Raw genomic sequence first — 17,945 nt, 5'->3', positions numbered from 1 at the left:
ATTGAGAAGAGGCAGGAGAGCAGGGGGCAAGGAGGAGAGAATAAGAAAATTACCTCTTATCCCTTCTGCTCCCAGCAAGAAATGCCCCTCTGCCTCTTCCCCACTCCCCTATAACCTGTCTTAAAAGAGGGGTTGTCACTGCGAAATCTAGAAATTGGGATCAAATCTTCAGCAAAAACTTCTATGAGCGCAACACAATCTAACAACCTGCCGCTTTGGGTACAAAATCGGGATCAGGTGATAGCAGAAAGCACTGATGTTGAGTGGCGCGGTCAGACACCGCCTGATTATTCCCGTTCAAACGAGAATCTCGCCCAAGAAAGTATTTACAATCACCTTGAAGGTACACTAGAAGCGATCGTGCAAAACTTGGTACGAACCTTTGAGATGGAGGTATCTTTCAAAGTTAACCCGCAAGAGTGGTTGTCTATTGTGAATGACAAGTTTCGTGTGAGTACCAATGGTGGAGTAGAGTACACAGCAGCAGATGTATCAGCCCAAGGTACTTACAATTTGTTTATGGCTGATTCAGAACATTACAAGGCTTCAGAAGAAACCTTTGAATCATCCGGAAAACTCTTCTACACAGCATTTCCCCAAGGATTTCCTTGGGAAGTGGTGGAAGTTTACTCAGGGCCACCAAATGTGACATTCAAATGGCGGCATTGGGGACATTTTAACGGAGAATACAAAGACCATGCAGCGACTGGAGAGACAATAGAAATTATCGGCATGAGCATTGCAAAAGTTAGCGATGACTTGAAGATTGTTTCCTTAGAACACTACTTTGACAATAGTCTGTTCTTGGAAAAGCTAACATCTGGTGGCAAGACAAATGCTGAAAACCAGCAAAGTGCTTGTCCGTTCAGTTCTTGGTTCAAGAAATTCCACAAAAGTTAGTTTATGAGGGTACAGATTGCAGCACTGTACCCTTAAATTATTTACATAGCAACCAAAGGGTGAAAATGCAAACATACTATTACGTTTTGGCCAGTCAACGCTTTCTTCTCCAAGAAGAACCTATACATGAAGTTATCAAAGAGCGCACCCGTAACTACCACGAACAAGAAAAACAAATAGATTTTTGGTTGGTTCAGCAACCAGCTTTCTTGGAAACACCGCAGTTTACGGAGCTAAAGGCAAAGTGTCCCCAACCAGCAGTAGCGATTATTTCTACAAATCTCCAATTTATAACTTGGTTAAAACTGCGTTTAGAGTACGTCATCACTGGTGAATTTCAGGCCCCTTCTGAGACAATTCCCGATGCCTTGGCATCGTTGGCTACTGTTTCCTAATCTGAGTAATGGGGATTGGCAAAGAAGATGCATGGGAGCAGGGTGCAGAGGTGAGAATTTTCTCCCCTGCTCCCTTGTCTCTGCGCCTTTGCCTCTTCCCCAGCCCCCACTCCCTAATTTTATTTAGGAATAGTAAAGTATATTTTTATACTATTTTTATCTATACTGAAGTAGCTAGGTTTTCAGCTTTTTTCTTAGAGAATGTCTGAGAAGTTAAAAATGTCATGCCCAATGAAGCAATAGCCAAGTGTTGCATCTCATCAACCCACAGTAAATTGCGATTCTTCTCTTCTCTACGAGACGCTACGCGTAGCTTGCTTCCCCGGAGGGGTACGCTCGACTTCGTTACGCTCAGAATGACAAATTATACCTTTGGTACACTTTTCAGACATCCTCTTATAAAATCTTCTAAGATACCTTGATTTACATAATCTAACTTTTGTGCATAGATTTCAGACTTTACCAAGTGTTTTAGGATTAGCGATCGCTCTTTTGATTGGTGGCAGGAGTTCTGTTTTTGCCCAACAAGCCATTCCCCTTTGTCAACCACCAAATGCGGGTGAGTATCTTTTATTAGTAGTCAGTCCCACAGCAAATAATCAAAAGCAGTTGCGTAGTGCCTTACCACCTGAACTTAAGACCATCACCTGCAAATATCTCAACGAAACTGTGACGCGAGTCGGGGGCTTTAACAAAATTGACGATGCCAATCGTTGGGCGAGATATGTCAGCAATATTGTTGGCTTGTCTGCTATAATTACCACTCGACCAACAACACCAGATGTGCAGCCACAGCTATCTCAGCAGACAGTCAGCTATAATCCTCAAGCCTTAGGAGAGGGTTATGCAGTGCTGGTAGATTATTACAACCGTCCTGAACTAGTCAATAGTGTGCAGAAAGCAGTAGGAGGTAACGTAGGTTTTGTTTCTTATGGACAACGCCCTTACTTACTGGCAGTTTATACCACTAACCAAAGTGAAGCATACAACACATTGCAGAAGCTGAACAATGGCGGTTTTGTCGCCAGCATAGTAGATAGTCGTAAGGTGATTCTGCTGCGCTCAACTGTGCGGTTGTAAGCTAATCGGCATTCAAATTGCATAATCAGGGCGCTTATATTACCCACCTCACAAGATGCTGGGAAACTTTAATATGCAAATTAGATGTGTTTTAGCTTAGTTATATTAAGTTTGCTGGAATCCTGATGCAAACTACCAGGGTGATAATTTTTCAGCTGAGCGAATTTTAGATTTTAAATTTTGGATTTAAAATTCAAAATTTAAATAAGGTTTAAAGCGAACATATTTATTTGTGGAATAAATCCAAAATCCTCAAATTCTTGAATTTATTCATCGGGTAAATCTAAAATCTAAAATCGTTCGACTGAGCGTAGTCGTACCCCTTTGGAGAAGCAAGCTACGCGTAGCGTTCCGCAGGAAAGTCCAAAATCCAAAATTGGTTGACAAATTACCAGTTACCAATTACAAATAGTCGCTCAAACAAAGATTCATTGCCCTAGCTTAATAAGCAGACCTAGCTAACCAATAGATGGTTATACCCAAAGCCGACCCAGCTATTACCTGAACTGGTGTATGTCCGAGTAATTCTTTCAGACGGTCTTGGCTAAAGTCTGGTTTTTCATGAAATAATTCATCAATCATTTGATTAAGGATGCGAGCTTGTTTACCAGCCGCTTGGCGAACTCCGGCTGCATCATACATGACGATGATGGCAAAAATCGTAGCAACGGCAAAATCAGGAGATGCCCAACCCAGTGTTTGCCCTACACCAGCAGCTAGAGCTGTAACTAAGGCTGAATGAGCACTGGGCATACCCCCGGTTGTCACCAAAACACGCACATTCAGTTTGCGATGTTTGATGATCTCGATTACGAGCTTTAGTGCTTGAGCAATTAAACAAGCCACCAGAGCAACCAGCAGCACCCGGTTGTCTAAAATGTTGCCTATGTCCTGCATGGTATTTTGGTTAGGTTAGTAAATATTAGCAGCAGTTGTTGGTTGAGGAAACATTTAGATTCAACCCAAAATCCAAAATTAACCTAGTACATCACGGCGGAAACAGACCAATTATTCAAAATAGCCCAAGAGCAAGGAATATAATTCTTTTGAATGAGTGACTTTTAACTTCCGCCTTGCGGTACTAATTATTGCGGCTGGCAATAAAATGAGCGATCGCTTGGAGTGGTTTGGCTCTCTCCCCAAATGGTTCTAATTCTAGACAAGCGGCTTTAACTAGCTCTTGGGCTTTTGAGCGAGATTCCTCAAGCCCCCAAAGGCTGGGATAGGTTACTTTCTTTGCTTTTTGGTCTTTACCAGCTGTTTTGCCTAATTGCTCTTGAGTAGCAGTGATATCCAGAATATCATCTATGATTTGAAATGCTAGCCCAATATTTTGAGCATAACGGGTCAGTCGCTGCACATCTTCATGTGATGCCCCAGTTATGATCCCGCCACAAACTACGCAAGCTTCTAACAGAGCAGCTGTTTTGTGTTTATGAATGAAATTTAGTGTTTCTAGGGAAATATCTGATTTACCTTCCGACTCTAAATCGACAACTTGACCGCCGACCAAACCAGCTGCCCCTAGCGCCCGACCAAGACGGGCAATTACCTGCAAAACTAGCTCTCTGTTAACGTTTTGCGGGGTTTCAATGGCAACAAACTCAAAAGCAAGAGCCAACAAGCCATCCCCAGCCAAAATCGCCACATCTTCGCCGTAGACTTTATGATTCGTCAGCTTCCCGCGACGGTAATCGTCATTATCCATCGCCGGCAGGTCGTCATGAATCAACGACATTGTGTGGATCATCTCCACAGCACAAGCCGTTGGCATAGCCATTTCGATAGTTCCACCCATCATTTCACAGGTAGCAAGGCAAAGAATGGGACGTACACGCTTGCCTCCAGCTAATAACGAGTAGCGCATCGCCTCATAAATCTTTTCTGGATAAATGATGGGGATAGCCTGATCCAAAGCAGTATCACAAAGCTTTTGTCGCTCTTTCAGATAGACTGCTAAGTTAAGCGTGGCTTCCTCTGGTGGTGTCTTTTGAACGTTATCAGTTGCTACCATTCTTAAATTCCTGACATTTTGGGATTTTTGTCTTATACGTCACAATTTTAAGGTGCTGTGGCGCTGAAAAAATGAAGAGTTAGGAGTAGAGACGCGATTAATCGTGTCTGTACAGGAGTTATCAATAAGAATTCTTAACTTTTAACTTATCACTCATCACTCATCACTTATCACTCTCTTTCTTCTCTTGCTGCCCTAGAATAGCTGGCAAATGTATTTTGCAACAATATGGCTACAGTCATCGGGCCAACACCACCAGGAACGGGGGTAATAAATCCTGCGACAGCAGCGGTTGATTTCAAGTGGACATCGCCAATCAGGCGACTATTGCCACTAGCATCAGTGACGCGATTCATCCCCACATCTACCACAACAGCGCCCGGTTTCACCATGTCAGCAGAGATTAGTCCAGGATGACCTACTGCTGCAATTAGAATATCAGCATTTTGGGTGATAGTTTTGAGGTCATGCGATCGCGAGTGAGCGATCGTGACTGTGGCATCAGCTTCTAGTAACATCAGTGCCATTGGTTTACCCACCAAAATACTGCGTCCCACCACTACTGCCTGTTTTCCCTGCAAGGGAATCTCATATTCTTGTAACAGTCGCATCACACCAGCCGGGGTGCAGCTGCGTAAACCGGTTTCTCCCCGTACTAGTCGCCCCAAGTTAACTGGGTGCAGTCCATCAGCATCTTTGTCGGGATCAATTTGATGTAGCAGAGTCACAGCATCCAAGTGGTTAGGTAAGGGCAGTTGCACAAGAATGCCATCCACCCGTTGATCGTGGTTGAGTGCAGCTATGACCTCTTCTAACTCCCCAAGGGTAGTTTGGGCAGGAAAATGTTTACCAAAAGAGGTGATACCAACTTTAGTGCAAGCTTTTTCTTTATTACGTACATAAGCTGCTGACGCTGGATTATCGCCAACCATTAGCACCGCTAAACCGGGGGGTCGTCCAATTTTTGGTTGTAATTGTGTAATCGCAATAGAAAGTTCTTGCTGAATTTTTGCTGCGATTGCTTTACCATCAAGGAGTTTGGCAGTTTTTGTTTCCATGAAAATTCCCAGCTATATTCGCCTTTTGTCAAAACTCAGCCGCTTCTGGTCTAGGCAGAGTCAACAGTCCAAAATCCAAAGTGAAAATATTGATTTTTGACTCTTGACTTTTAAGTATTATTGTGTATTTGTTTGATGTCGTAGCGTTTTTCTCACAGCAAATCCATAATGTTTATTTTCTCAGATCAACGACGTTATCTGAAGAATATAAAAATTAAGGATGAAATCGGAACATTTTTTGCTCAGTTGAGAGCGTGTTTGGAGCAACTGAAGAAAACATTATATATGGGAACTGACTGAATGAAACTGGCGACAAAGCAAACAGTGACGCAAAAATTTGCTCAATCGGTGGCTTTGATGGAACAAGCGAGAAATTTGTCCCTTTCGTTTTTGTCCGGACACAGGATTGTTCCCTACCGCCTGGGGTTGATTTTTTTCTTGGTGATGGGACTTTGTAGTTGTGGTAGTTTGCCTTCGTCTGGCTTGAATGGGGTTAACTTAAAAATTGGGACCAATGTCACCCCAATTCGAGAAATTAAACCAGAACAAAACAATCAGGCTACAGTTTACATCCAAGGTCAGGTGGAAAAGCAAGCTCCTCTGATCAAGCAGTGGGCTTATGAGATTAATGACTCGACTGGCAAAATTTGGGTTGTCACCAATCAAAAGAATCTAGCCAAGGGAGCACAAGTGGTGATTAAGGGTAAAGTTCGCTACCGAAGTATCCCCTTAGCTGGTAAAGAATTGGGGGAAGTTTATCTAGAAGAAGAGTAATCAGCAATTAAAAATTAATATATGAATAATCAACCGGTGCATGTAGCGATCGCAATTCTCTACCAAAAAAACAAGTTTCTCATGCAACTGCGGGACAACATCCCCGGTATTCTCTACCCTGGTTACTGGGGACTATTTGGCGGTCATATCGAACCTGGTGAAACGCCAGAGGTAGCAGTAAAGCGAGAAATTTTAGAAGAAATCGGCTACAATTTACCACCCTTTGTTGAATTTGGCTGTTATCCCAACCAAAGAGTTGTCCGTCATGTCTTTCATGCACCACTCTTAGTGGAATTAAATCAATTGGTTTTGAATGAAGGTTGGGATATGGGGTTATTGACCGCAGAAGATATTCACCAAGGTAACTATTATTCGCAAAATGCTGGCGAAGTGCGACCTTTAGGAGCAATGCATCAGCAAATTATGTTGGATTTTATAGACAAAAAACAACAGCCCTAAGTATCAAAGTAACGGACGCGATCGCTAATTGTGCGATTCTTAAAAAAGCGATCGCTTAAGTAACGTCTCAAGTTGATCAAGCCAAATTAGATGCCGTAGAAGCCGGGTATGGGAAGCAATTGCTGGATGTCGCCTGCAAAACTGGATGGCTCAGTGCGGCGGCCGTGAGTCGGCAGGCACTGGATTAGACTATGCAGAGAAGATGGTGGTTATTGCCCGTTTGCGATGTCCTGAAGCCGAATTCTAGATCGGGGACGCCGAGAATCTTCCTTTCGAGTCGAGCCGTTTTGATGCAGTCGTCTGTTCTCTATTACTGAACTACTCATGAAGTGGACTTTCTCCACACCGCAAGATGTGATGCCAAGGATTGTTGTAAGTACAGCCCGTTTTGGCTCAATACTTGCAATGCAAACCGAGGAGCAACGGCACAATATCGAGAACGCTATTATCAAGGGAGCAAAAAAGTATGTCATGGATGGTGGTTTAGAAATTCCCGCTTCTGTAGTATTAACAGTGAGACACAAACCATGAGCTAGGACAACTCTTCTGAAGTTCCGGCAAGTTAATCTATCAAACTCCTGACTTTTCTCGGTAAGTCCTCAAGCCCCGAAAAAGCGTGACTTTTCCCCCAGTCTAATTCTCAATAGCTCTGAGTTAATGAAAATATAAGAGAGGAAAAATCAGGGCTTGGGAAACCTTCAAAATAACATGAATCCATATATTGTGAAAAGTCAGGTTTAGCAACTTCTGTTAACTGACGATTTTCCAGCTAATGGCCTCTCCAATCTCCATCAGTATCTCTTCCTCTTTGGGAGTAAATTCGTAGGGAACCGACTTGGCAATGCCCAAGGTACCATGTAATTGGCCATTCAGCATAAGTGGTACCGTGATTGAACCTTCTACCTTGGTTTCTTTTGCCGAGGGTCTGGCCACCCCCGATTCGTCAGTTTGCAGGTTGCAAATCTGTACGGGTCGCTTGCGTTCGGCGGCGACACCGGCCATCCCTTTCCCAATGGGAATTACCGTCATTTTAGGCAACAGGAATTCTGGAATGCCCTGGTATGCTTTTAGGTGCAATAACTGGCTGTCCTGCTCTAGGGTATGGATGGTACCTGTAGAGCAGTCGAAAGCAGCCAGGATTTCGGTCAGCAGCCGATTCCAGTCGATGGCAGACCCTTGATCAGCCAGGGTATGAAAAATGGGTTTGTTATCTGAAATCATAGTAGTAGGCATCAGTCGAATCAATCTGCAAGGCAATGTACACATTCCGACACAAGGACATGATATTACATACCTATTGCAGACAGTAGTTACAAAAAAGCCCGGTCACTCGCATAACCGGGCTTTTAGCTATCTTAATCTATCAAAGGAGGTAGAGTCGTTTGAGCACAACCCATTAGGTAACAGGTTGTTCCAAATTAATCTTGACAACTTTGTTCTTTTCTTGCTCAGTTTTAGGCAGTGTCAGATTCAAGATGCCGTCTTTATAATCTGCCGTAACGTTAGTATTTTCAATCCGAGCAGATAGAGGAATTACGCGTTTAAATTTACCGTAATGAAACTCACTTCTGGTAACACCTTTTTCCTCAGTTTTCGTTTCAGACTTCCGCTCACCGCTAACGTAAACAGCTTTTTCTGTGACTTGTACATCCAGGTCTTTAGCTTCCAGACCTGGCAGTTCTAGCTTCAGATGAATCGCATTTTCAGTTTCTTGTATCTCAGCAGCAGGAACTTTGCTCAAGCCTCTGTCCAACAATACAGATGGTACTCTGGTGTCTGCAAATAAACTATTAATTTGACGTTGTAGAGGGTCAATTTCTCTCCAAGTATTCCAACGAACTAGTGTCATAACTCTTCCTCGCATCAATTAGCTTTTGTTTAATCAGTTTTGCACTTCGCTTTGTGCTTACATATTTATCTTATATATAGTTAAAACTGCTGTGAATTCGGTTATTAGCACTAGCTTATTGATGATTTCCGTACCCAAATATACATAAAATAAATTACGGTTTACTCTAAATTTTATGTTCGGCAAACCCGAATCAAGAAATTATATGCAATCATAGTTAACTAATAAATCTGTTGTTGAAGAGGATAGTGCAGAAATGCGATGTCTGTCTTGAAAGCTGACACTCCTATGTAGAAGAAGCTGAGCTAACAGATTTATAATTACGAGCTATTTGAAGGTTTAATAGCTAAAAATACAATAATTCCCAATCAGGTATTTTTCCCTTTTTGGGGATTAGAGCAATCGCTTAACTGGAAGATAAAATAGGGATATAATCCCTTATTGCAATAGTTATTAGGGCAAGGCGTCTGATGTGGAAGTTACTGTTGAGTTGAACAGCGCGGTTGCTCGATGGATCATGTGGGGATCGTTTACTTGACGGAGCAAGCAACCAGCTTGCTCGAACTTGTATCGAGTTTGAGCTGATGCGTCTGGATCAGGAGCTGCATAAACCACATGTCGTGCATCTGCCTGAATCAAGTTAGTTGTACAGTCCCCCATATGTTCGCCCGCTCCTCCGGGAGTGCGCTTTCCACATGGCTCTACTGTTGTATATATGATGTCGTCCGGAAGAACTGGGATAGCAAAAAGTTCGAGCTGACGCAGAAGTGCATATTCGGCATGCTTGCCATCGTTACAACTGATTCCTTCAGCCACAATGTTTCCTTGTCGTACCAAGCACGAACTCACAACTCCACCGGTGTCGTCGGATTGATTCGCAATCGTGAATAGATGTTCAAATATCTCTTGCTCTGTCATAAGACCTAATATCAAGTTGGGATGCTCCCGTATATTATCGCTGTGGGAAGATCTACGGTGGAAGTAGAGTTTTTTGGAGAAAGTGGGTCTTTATCGTAGGTATGGGCAGGAGAATGGGAAGAGTTTGGAGCCGAGCTGCCCGCCGCTTAGACGAGCTCGCCTCGAAGAGGCACAGGTGCGGTTGATTGTTCAGTTCCTCTAGCTACTTGGTATAAGATGGCGTTTCTCTACCATTGGGTGCGATCGCTTGCAAAGATATTAAACTTGCAAATCTAGGTTAATGCTGTCAGCTTTTCTTCAATAGAGGTAAATATCATTAAGTCTGCGAATTTGGTAGTCAAATTTCGTTTAGTCTGCGAATTAGTTTCACTAAGTCCGAAACAAAATCAGCCAAAACTCTTATCCTTGCGTTCAGAAAGTTTCATTAAGTCTGCGAACCCACAGCCTACAACTAACTAACAGCGCTGCATAAATTTTTAGATTACCTCAGTAAAATACGTTGCCTATATCCCTGTTACCTTGGTAGACACATTATACGTATTTACCTATTTTTACACAGTTTGGTTTTTTCACTTTATTCTACTTAAGTTCTGCCCACCTAAAACTCAAACAAAGCCTGCGTAGGCAGGCTTTGTTTAGGTAGCCCCAGACTAAAGGTCTGTGGGCGCTTTCATATTTTTACAGCAGATTGAATAACTAATTTCAATCAACGTCTTTGGCTGTCCTCTTCACTGCGTTGCCTGCATCCTCAGCTGTGCGCTGAACATTTTTACCAGCATCCTCAGCTCCACGCTGAACATTTTTTGTGACGTCTTCGGCAGCATTCTGGGTATTGCCCTTAATATTTTCAATTCCTCGCTGAGTTCCCTTAACAACACCTTTGCGAACTTCTTCAGCTGAACTGCCGATATCTTCACCCAGGTTCTTCACTCTTTCACCAAGGGGTGTACCTTCCTTGAAATTTCGGCCGTATTCCCCTGGACTGTTAACCCCTTTCTGGTCAATGTTCTTTTGAGCGTTTTTCGCCATCGCATCACCTCTGTCATTCACTGCCTTTTCATCTTTCGCTCTAGGATCTACATCGCTAAAGTTATTTATCCCACCAGCAGGAGAAGAGAGAGGATAATCTTTTGTGGGATCATATCTTTTGGAATAAGGTGATTGAGCCTCAGGCTGTGGTGGCTCTGTTGCTATTCCTGGAGCACCACAAGCTTGTGTCAGAAATAAGAATATTCCTGCTAAAAAAACAGTTAAAACTTTCAAGGGACGAATGTTTTTCAGCCAATTCATTGCTTTTTTCATACTTCTAACTCCTTGCATTTTTGTGACTAAGTTAAACTTCAACCAAGATAGCATTTGTAATTAATTTTGTATCTCAGGCATTCAGACAAAATAAGGGTTTTATCTGTCTACTACTGGATTTGGTTGTAATTAAGGTCTTGCTTTAGCTTCATTTGGCTTCTTTTTCAAAAAGCCGGAAGCTTCTTCAACGGCCTCTTTTACAGTCTCAAGACGATCTTTAACCCGATCTCCTACATTTGATTCATCCTGAATTAAACCACCTGGTTCAGGTTGTTGGAAGTCCTTATCTGTGATAATTGGCAGTTCTGCTTCTTTCTGGACTCGACCTGCTGGTGTCTCAGCACCAGGATAAAGAATCTCGGATTCTCTATTTGTAGCAATCAACAATTGCGAACTTGGTTGTAAGCTAGCTTGGTCGCGTCCCTGATTGGCTTTTGGGTTTGTTATTTTTGGATCGGTGGACATTCTGTTGTTGGTATAGTTGTCTCCACCATTCTTATAAGGATTGTTTGCTCCACCAGCTTGTACAGCCGGATTTTGTGGATTTGCACCTTGAGCATTTGCCCCACTACAAGCAGTGCTAACTATCAACAATAGTCCAGCGAAAAAGATAGTTAATATCTGGCGCAATCTTATTTTTTTCAAGAATACTCTCACAGTGTTCACGTAGTCCTCCTTACCAAAATATTAATAAGCTAATACTTTGCTGAATCATTGGATTGGTCAGCAAGTTATTCTGCTTGTCTTGGTTTTGCTTACTTTTGATAACCTCTATTAAGGATATGAATAATAAAATTAACCTTACCTCTAGCGCAGGCCACATTTTAAATAGTACCAATAGAATATTTTTATCTAACTCTAGAGAGATATAAAATAAAATAATATATTTTTCAGAAAAAGAACTACATAAACCTGCTTAATCCTTCAAAAGCTTTGGATAGGTAGCTGATGTCCTGTAATAATTAAGGTATTCAGCCCTTGTTGCTCTAACCGTTAAATTACTAAATTGATGAAGCAATTTTTACGCTGGATTATTTTGGGGGGAACGCTGTTTTTTTTAGGGAAAGCTTTGAAGGATAATTGGATTGAAGTGACTGCTATCCGCATTGATGGGGTAGGATGGGCAATTATGGCGATCGCTACAGGCGTCACTTTACTGGCACATACTTGGGCTGGCTGGATCTGGACTTTGATTTTGCAAGAGTTAAATCAACCTGTATCATCTCCCCAGTTCATCCAAGTTTACTTAAAAACGAACATAGCTAAGTATTTACCAGGAAATATCTGGCATCACTACGGGCGAATTATGGCAGCAAAAAATGCCAATATTTCTGCTGGTGCAGCTACCTTAAGCGTTTTGCTGGAACCGCTACTAATGCTAGCGGCTGCTTTAATCATCATTGTCCTATGCAGTAGCCAATTTGCAGCAGCTAATACTACCCTTGTTCTGCAAATACTACAATTGCTGAGTTTAGCTGTAGTCCTTTGTGCGATTCATCCTTGGTTTTTAAACCCAGTTATTCGTTTTTTGTACAGATTGAAAGCAAAAAAGTCCGCTATCACCACTGAGCCAACTGTTCCCTTCAGTCTTAAAAACTATCCCCTACGACCTTTGTTAGGAGAATTGGGCTTTATGGGACTACGCGCCACTGGGTTTATATTAACTATATTCGCCCTAGGTTCGTTGAATGCGAATCAAATTCCTTTATTGTTAGGAGCTTTTAGTTGCGCTTGGTTGTTAGGGTTTGTCATTCCGGGTGCGCCTGGTGGGTTAGGTGTATTTGAAGCGACTGCGTATGAACTTTTACGACACCACTTTCCATCAGCCCTAGTATTTAGTGCGATCGCTCTATATCGCCTCATTAGTATTCTAGCTGAAACTGCGGGTGCAGCTTTGGCTTGGTTAGACGAACGCCTTGCTAAATCATGAATCAGGCGACACTCATTTTTGTCTATCTACCTTCATCTGTGAAAACACACGATAACCATCCAAATTTAACTGCGGATTACTGCTTTGTTCTTCTTCCATCTTAATCAAGTTATATTCTACGTTTTCTGCATAAATTGCAAACGTGATATTAAAAATCTCGATAAAATTTATTACCCCCTTGCATTCTTCTTCTGAATAGTTTTCGTAAAAACGAATCAGATGAGCAATCCGAGTTTCTAAATGCCTGCGGGAGTTTTTACAAATCAAAATAGTCTTTAGCAATATAATTACCAATGTCAGAGAGTGACCTGGAGTAACCAATAATATAAATAATGACGAAGGTTCTTTGCCATTTTGTGTTGTCAAACAATCAATCACTCGATTACAGGTTCTCAGGAACAATTCTTTAGTGATAATTTCTTGATTATAATTTTTCTTCCATAAGGATAACTTCTCTGCAAACTGCTGCCGCAAAATCTCGACTAATTCTTGATTATCTACAGAAAAAAAGAGATATTTTTCTATACTTGTTTTAAATTCTTCAAGAGTTTGCTCTTGAGTTTGCTTGATAAATATATTGGCAATATTTTCATAGCTAAACATCCCCTTTCTTAAAACAATTGTTTTTATCAGATGTAGAACATTATCTCCCAAAATACTGGGATTTGTGTAGCGTGTTGTGCTTGAGACGGCAGATTGAGAACGAGCAATATACATTGCTAGTTCAAACTTAAATTTATCTTTTATCTGTCTAGAAAGTCTTCTAGCAGCCTCTTGTTGCTCTCTGGGATTATTCTCATTAACAGATTGATCAATTAATAAATAGGAAGTATAGCGATTAGCCCAATGACCTTTAGATGATTCATCATGTTTAGTAGAAAATAACTTTATTTCTTGGTAATCTTTGCTGTATATAAAATTTTCTAGCCAGCTTTGACGGATATTTATCGCTAGAAAATTCTTGGTATTTAATTTCAAGTTTTCATTAGCAAATAAATTAACTAATTTTTGGATATATTTGTCTTTTCTGTTGCTTTTCCAATTATTAATTATTATGTATACACACCGCTTAAGTGTATTACAAAACTCTTTTTCGTTATCAGCTGAAAAAATGCTGTATATCCCAGGTATAGAATGGGAATATTGTGAATCAAGACCGTCTATAAATAAACCTTTGAATTCCCGTAAAACATCCTCTGGTGGTAATTTATTGACAATTTCCACAAAGAAGCTATAAACCTCCGCTTGTGCGATTTGCACATTTGGCTGTTTAGTGTTCAATGTAACACAACGTGGTTCTTCCTGACTAATTGGTAAACTATTAGCGGTCATTCTAGTTCTCAGTACAAAAAGCTTTCCTGTTCAGATTATACCAGCTTAACCTTAGTGAACAGTAGCATCAATCTATTCTTCAGAGATTCAGTAATCTTTTTACACAAATTTGATAAACTCGGACTATAAATAAAGTATTAAACACAAATTGTTTAATACTTTATCAAATACTTCCGTTAAATTACTTAGTTTTAACAATCAGAGCCAATACAAAACTATATGGGCGAGTTGATCTACAATTAAATACAACTCGCCCATACTTCCTAAGGAAGTGTTTTGGTATTTTCAATTTTTAATGGGGGTGGAGGGACTTGAACCCACACGACCTTTTACGGTCAACGGATTTTCATTCTCCCGCAGTTTTCACTGCTACCTGATGATTTTAACAAGGTCAGGTTTTGAAAATTGGACTCTCCCTTTACCCTCGACTTAACGTTAGGGTAGCTCCCGTCGGGTCTCTGCACCTTCCCGCAATTTTGGATTTTGGATTGAAGAATAATCGTAAACTTCAAAGACGCTCCTTCGTCGCTAACGCTACGCTATCGCAAATCTCAAATTTTTGGGCTTGGCTCAGGATTGCCATGTCTGTGACCAGATTTAGGTTTCCCTGAGTTTGAGAGCTTCCACTTGAGGGATTTCTCCTCCAAGGCTCAGTTATCTAAGTCCGTAGCGTCTACCATTCCGCCACACCCCCGTTGGTATTTGGCAACTAGTATAACTAGTTATTTTGTGAAGGCAGCAAATACCTCCTCATCTATTCCACCATCAATTGTGTCTTTTGTCCAACTAGATTGAAAATATTTTTTCCAGATTTTGCAATTATTTTCCAGAGTTGGAAGTCTTGCTTGTTTCCTTATAATATCTGAATGAGTTTTCCATCTTGTTTGAACTAGAGCATTTGTTTGCTAGTGGGTTTCCTATAATAGCATGATACTAGCTTTTATTATGATGTCCGTTAAATTGCCCATAGTAAAAGTACTCCACCCCGCCAAAGTTGCGCTTTAGCTCCTCACCCCGCAAGCCTACGTGTACACACAAGTCCAAACAAATTAGTAATACAAGGGTGTGTTATGCCGTAGGGTAACGCCCCATCCCAGATTTTCGGTGCGTTATGGACATTAGTCCTAACGCACCCTACCAGATTCAAGGCGTGGACGAGGTTTTCCGACTTGTGTGTACACAGTAGCCCCAAAAGCGGGGAGGGGTTCTGAAGAATTCTGGTTAATTGAGCGGACATAATATTGTCTGTGAATCTGGACATAGGTGAGGAATTCTAGCGGAGTCATGTTGAAAGCATTTATGACTATACTTCTCTGAGTCTGGCTCTTCAGCCTATGATGGAAAACAGATGCTTAAGACTTGAAAGTTATGATTGTCGCCCTGCTGTATCTGATTTTAGCTGGAGCTTACCTTCTAGTAATTCCCATTGCTGTCTTGCTGTACCTGAAGCAGCGTTGGTATGTAGCTAGCTCCATCGAGCGTGTCTTTATGTACTTTTTAGTGTTTTTCTTCTTTCCGGGTTTGTTGGTTCTATCGCCGTTTGTAAATTTTCGACCTCAACGGCGACAAATTCAAGTTTAACGAGATTGGTAGGTCATAACTCTCATGCGACGGATTGATGCTATTGGAATTGGCTTGGGTGTTTTTATTGCCGGCGGCTTGGTATATGTAGGATTACAGCTAGTCGGTTTGGATAATCAGAAAGCTGGTATATGGAGCCAAGTCTTACTAGTCAGTGGGTTAATTGGCTGGTTAGCCACCTATTTTTTCCGTGCGGTGGGACAAAAAATGACCTACCACCAACAGCGGGAACAGTATGAGCAAGACTTTTTGCAAAAGCGGCTAGATGAGCTTACTCCCGAAGAAGTAGCACGAATTCAAGCCCAAATAGAACAAGAAGAGCAATCCCAGGTGTAAAGTTATCATTGATGAGTCAAGAGTCCAGAGTCCAAAGTCCAGATTTTGAGCCTTGACCCTTGGCTCTTAACCTTTGACTCTTGACACTTGACTAAATGACTGCAATTTCGGATTGCTTTGAAACCCTTGGGCACAATCGTGAGTGCGCTTTGATTCCGTTTATCACCGCTGGCGATCCAGATTTAGAAACAACAGCAAAGGCTTTGCAGGTTTTAGATCGTAGTGGAGCCGACATTATTGAACTGGGCATACCCTACTCCGATCCTTTGGCGGATGGGCCAGTAATTCAAGCTGCTGCTACCCGCGCCCTGCAAAGGGGAACGAAATTTGAGCAGGTGCTAGAAATGCTGCAAGAGATTACTCCCAATTTGCGATCGCCCATTGTCCTGTTTACCTATTACAACCCAATTTTGCACCGTGGAATTGAAAAATTTCTCTCTTCAATTGCTGCTGCTGGCGTCGCAGGATTGGTAATACCTGACTTACCCTTAGAGGAAGCAGCAAGCTTGCTCCAAGCAGCTAGTGAGATGGGAATTGACATAATCTTGTTGGTCGCTCCCACCAGTTCTGCTGAAAGGATAGAATCGATCGCTCGTTCATCCCTTGGATTTATTTATTTAGTCAGCGTCACAGGGGTTACAGGGATGCGATCGCAAATGGAAAACCGCGTGTTAGATTTACTCAAACAAATTCGTGGTGTTACTGATAAACCCATCGGTGTCGGCTTTGGGATCTCCGAAGCTGCACAAGCCCGTCAGGTAAGGGAATGGGGCGCAGATGCAGTGATCGTAGGCAGCGCTTTTGTGAAACGGTTAGCCCAAGGTACACCAGAGCAGGGACTAAATGCGATCGCCGAATTTTGCCAAAGTCTCAAGGCAGCTATCAAGACCACCAACACCAGCACAAATACTCCTCTTGATTTGACGGGGAAAGTAGATTAAAAAGTATAACAGCGGAGTTTTTTCATCCTTGTTTGGTAGACAATTTGACCATTATGGTTTTGAATATTAACATCAGATATCATCATGTAAAAAGCTAGGTGATACAGTTGCTTATAGTTTGAGTATTATGTGAAATCAAGTGGGCATAATTTATGAGTGTGAGAGTGAGTCAATCACAAACGGTTACAGTTACGTCGCAATTGAGGAGCAAAGGCGATGAGTGAGAGTATGGCGTTTATCGGCGGGGTCGCCGTAGCTGGGCTGGCGGCTCTCGTATTACTCAAAGGAACAAATACCCCCCTACAACCTAACTTTGCTGTTGCTTCGCAAATGCCAGGTACTGTAGTAGCACCTCAAGGAATGCAGCCACAAATGTATCCTTACGGGCCTTATGGGCAACCAATGTATCCTAATCCTAATCAGCCGTCAGTCGCTCCTAATTCTGACCAGCGTCTGGAGGTGGAGAAGCTAAACACGCAGATGCAGTTGGAGCGTTTTAAAAGCGACAATGAACAACAGAAGTTGCAAATTCAACAACTCCAAGCCCAAGTCCAAAATTTTAATACTCAACAACAGTGGCAATTAGCCCAGCAGAATAACCAACCAAAAGCAGCAGCATTACAGCCGCAAAATTCTTGGTTGTCTTCACCCATGCTCTGGGCTGTGGGAGGCGCGGCTCTCACTATTGGTGGTGGTGTTGTAGTAGCTGGGGTATTGGCTTTATTCTCACCACGGCAGCGTCCAGCCCGTACTGTACAAGTGATTCACCCTTACCAAGGAAATACACCATCCTTGGTTCCAGTCCGTCGAGCGGAGTTTCTGCCTGCTTCTCGGATGGAAGCAAGACGAGTTGAAACCCCAGAATACGACGAAATGCACTAATAGGGAAAATAAAACCACAGATAAACACAGATGCACACAGATGAATTATCTGTGTGCATCGGTGGTTTAAAATCATCAAGAAAGCTTTTTGCAAGGTTTGTATATAGCAGTCTTAAATCAATTTATAAAAATAAATTAACCGCAGAGGCGCAGAGAGCGCAGAGAGAGGAATCGGAGATTTTCACGACTCATTT

General features: G+C 42.0%; 21 protein-coding genes. 12 read left to right on the top strand and 9 right to left on the bottom strand.

The window, feature by feature from the left end:
• Positions 1-183 precede the first annotated feature (183 nt).
• The 3 genes from V7K48_RS34285 (at position 184) to V7K48_RS34275 (ending at position 2,375) form a co-directional block, all read left to right on the top strand.
• The gene (locus V7K48_RS34285; RefSeq protein WP_335079743.1) at positions 184-900 is read left to right on the top strand and encodes a SnoaL-like polyketide cyclase; all 717 of its coding nucleotides are present in this window, start codon (positions 184-186) and stop codon (positions 898-900) included.
• A gap of 65 nt (positions 901-965) precedes the next feature.
• A complete protein-coding gene (locus tag V7K48_RS34280; RefSeq protein WP_335079740.1) occupies positions 966-1,295 on the top strand; it encodes an MgPME-cyclase complex family protein in 330 nt (109 codons plus the stop codon).
• 441 nt (positions 1,296-1,736) lie between these two features.
• Positions 1,737-2,375, top strand: coding sequence for a hypothetical protein (locus V7K48_RS34275; RefSeq protein ID WP_335079738.1), 639 nt, complete (start codon positions 1,737-1,739; stop codon positions 2,373-2,375).
• 441 nt (positions 2,376-2,816) lie between these two features.
• Here the strand turns inward: V7K48_RS34275 and V7K48_RS34270 are convergent, their stop codons facing one another.
• From V7K48_RS34270 to folD, 3 genes are all read right to left on the bottom strand, one after another.
• Entirely contained in the window at positions 2,817-3,272 is a 456-nt protein-coding gene (locus V7K48_RS34270) for a divergent PAP2 family protein (RefSeq protein ID WP_334969973.1), read from the bottom strand.
• A 184-nt stretch (positions 3,273-3,456) separates the two neighbouring features.
• The gene (gene crtE, locus V7K48_RS34265) at positions 3,457-4,389 is read right to left on the bottom strand and encodes a geranylgeranyl diphosphate synthase CrtE (protein WP_335079736.1); all 933 of its coding nucleotides are present in this window, start codon (positions 4,387-4,389) and stop codon (positions 3,457-3,459) included.
• Positions 4,390-4,559: 170 nt separating this feature from the next.
• The gene (gene folD / locus V7K48_RS34260) at positions 4,560-5,447 is read right to left on the bottom strand and encodes a bifunctional methylenetetrahydrofolate dehydrogenase/methenyltetrahydrofolate cyclohydrolase FolD (RefSeq protein WP_335079734.1); all 888 of its coding nucleotides are present in this window, start codon (positions 5,445-5,447) and stop codon (positions 4,560-4,562) included.
• Positions 5,448-5,747: 300 nt separating this feature from the next.
• Here folD and V7K48_RS34255 point away from each other — a divergent pair, with 300 nt between their 5' ends.
• The 4 genes from V7K48_RS34255 to V7K48_RS34245 all read left to right on the top strand — a co-directional run bounded on the left by V7K48_RS34255 (position 5,748) and on the right by V7K48_RS34245 (position 7,211).
• Entirely contained in the window at positions 5,748-6,221 is a 474-nt protein-coding gene (locus V7K48_RS34255) for a hypothetical protein (protein WP_335079732.1), read from the top strand.
• A 21-nt stretch (positions 6,222-6,242) separates the two neighbouring features.
• Entirely contained in the window at positions 6,243-6,680 is a 438-nt protein-coding gene (locus V7K48_RS34250) for an NUDIX hydrolase (protein ID WP_335079730.1), read from the top strand.
• A 247-nt stretch (positions 6,681-6,927) separates the two neighbouring features.
• Complete coding sequence (locus tag V7K48_RS35370; RefSeq protein WP_442949519.1) at positions 6,928-7,008, top strand: class I SAM-dependent methyltransferase; 81 nt, start codon at positions 6,928-6,930, stop codon at positions 7,006-7,008.
• The gene (locus V7K48_RS34245) at positions 7,005-7,211 is read left to right on the top strand and encodes a hypothetical protein (RefSeq protein ID WP_335079728.1); all 207 of its coding nucleotides are present in this window, start codon (positions 7,005-7,007) and stop codon (positions 7,209-7,211) included. Before V7K48_RS35370 ends, V7K48_RS34245 begins: the two co-directional genes overlap by 4 nt.
• 219 nt (positions 7,212-7,430) lie before the next feature.
• Here the strand turns inward: V7K48_RS34245 and V7K48_RS34240 are convergent, their stop codons facing one another.
• The 5 genes from V7K48_RS34240 to V7K48_RS34220 form a co-directional block, all read right to left on the bottom strand.
• Positions 7,431-7,913 carry a GAF domain-containing protein gene (locus V7K48_RS34240; protein ID WP_335079726.1) on the bottom strand — a complete coding sequence of 161 codons (483 nt, stop codon included), beginning with the start codon at positions 7,911-7,913 and terminating at the stop codon, positions 7,431-7,433.
• Between the two features lie 163 nt (positions 7,914-8,076).
• Positions 8,077-8,529, bottom strand: coding sequence for an Hsp20/alpha crystallin family protein (locus V7K48_RS34235; protein WP_335079724.1), 453 nt, complete (start codon positions 8,527-8,529; stop codon positions 8,077-8,079).
• A 453-nt stretch (positions 8,530-8,982) separates the two neighbouring features.
• Positions 8,983-9,447, bottom strand: a complete 465-nt coding sequence (locus V7K48_RS34230) for a hypothetical protein (protein WP_335079722.1) — start codon at positions 9,445-9,447, stop codon at positions 8,983-8,985.
• Positions 9,448-10,149: 702 nt separating this feature from the next.
• The gene (locus V7K48_RS34225; protein ID WP_335079720.1) at positions 10,150-10,749 is read right to left on the bottom strand and encodes a hypothetical protein; all 600 of its coding nucleotides are present in this window, start codon (positions 10,747-10,749) and stop codon (positions 10,150-10,152) included.
• A gap of 129 nt (positions 10,750-10,878) precedes the next feature.
• Positions 10,879-11,415, bottom strand: a complete 537-nt coding sequence (locus tag V7K48_RS34220; protein WP_335079718.1) for a DUF6658 family protein — start codon at positions 11,413-11,415, stop codon at positions 10,879-10,881.
• 343 nt (positions 11,416-11,758) lie between these two features.
• Between V7K48_RS34220 and V7K48_RS34215 the strand changes: the two genes are divergently transcribed.
• Positions 11,759-12,679, top strand: coding sequence for a lysylphosphatidylglycerol synthase domain-containing protein (locus tag V7K48_RS34215; RefSeq protein ID WP_335079716.1), 921 nt, complete (start codon positions 11,759-11,761; stop codon positions 12,677-12,679).
• 12 nt (positions 12,680-12,691) lie between these two features.
• Here the strand turns inward: V7K48_RS34215 and V7K48_RS34210 are convergent, their stop codons facing one another.
• A complete protein-coding gene (locus V7K48_RS34210) occupies positions 12,692-14,011 on the bottom strand; it encodes a hypothetical protein (protein WP_335079714.1) in 1,320 nt (439 codons plus the stop codon).
• Positions 14,012-15,379: 1,368 nt separating this feature from the next.
• On the opposite strand from V7K48_RS34210, the gene ndhL reads away from it, so the two are divergent.
• The 4 genes from ndhL (at position 15,380) to V7K48_RS34190 (ending at position 17,751) form a co-directional block, all read left to right on the top strand.
• Positions 15,380-15,592: an NAD(P)H-quinone oxidoreductase subunit L gene (gene ndhL / locus V7K48_RS34205; protein WP_292760199.1), complete on the top strand. Its 213-nt coding sequence runs from the start codon at positions 15,380-15,382 to the stop codon at positions 15,590-15,592.
• 24 nt (positions 15,593-15,616) lie between these two features.
• The gene (locus tag V7K48_RS34200; RefSeq protein WP_335079712.1) at positions 15,617-15,928 is read left to right on the top strand and encodes a DUF3007 family protein; all 312 of its coding nucleotides are present in this window, start codon (positions 15,617-15,619) and stop codon (positions 15,926-15,928) included.
• 95 nt (positions 15,929-16,023) lie between these two features.
• Positions 16,024-16,869, top strand: coding sequence for a tryptophan synthase subunit alpha (trpA, locus tag V7K48_RS34195; RefSeq protein ID WP_335079709.1), 846 nt, complete (start codon positions 16,024-16,026; stop codon positions 16,867-16,869).
• A gap of 216 nt (positions 16,870-17,085) precedes the next feature.
• Positions 17,086-17,751, top strand: a complete 666-nt coding sequence (locus tag V7K48_RS34190; protein ID WP_335079707.1) for a heterocyst differentiation related protein — start codon at positions 17,086-17,088, stop codon at positions 17,749-17,751.
• Positions 17,752-17,945 lie beyond the last annotated feature (194 nt).

It is taken from the genome of Nostoc sp. (assembly GCF_036919615.1).
Taxonomy (GTDB): domain Bacteria; phylum Cyanobacteriota; class Cyanobacteriia; order Cyanobacteriales; family Nostocaceae; genus Nostoc.
This window is presented reverse-complemented; position numbering and strand designations above follow the sequence as displayed.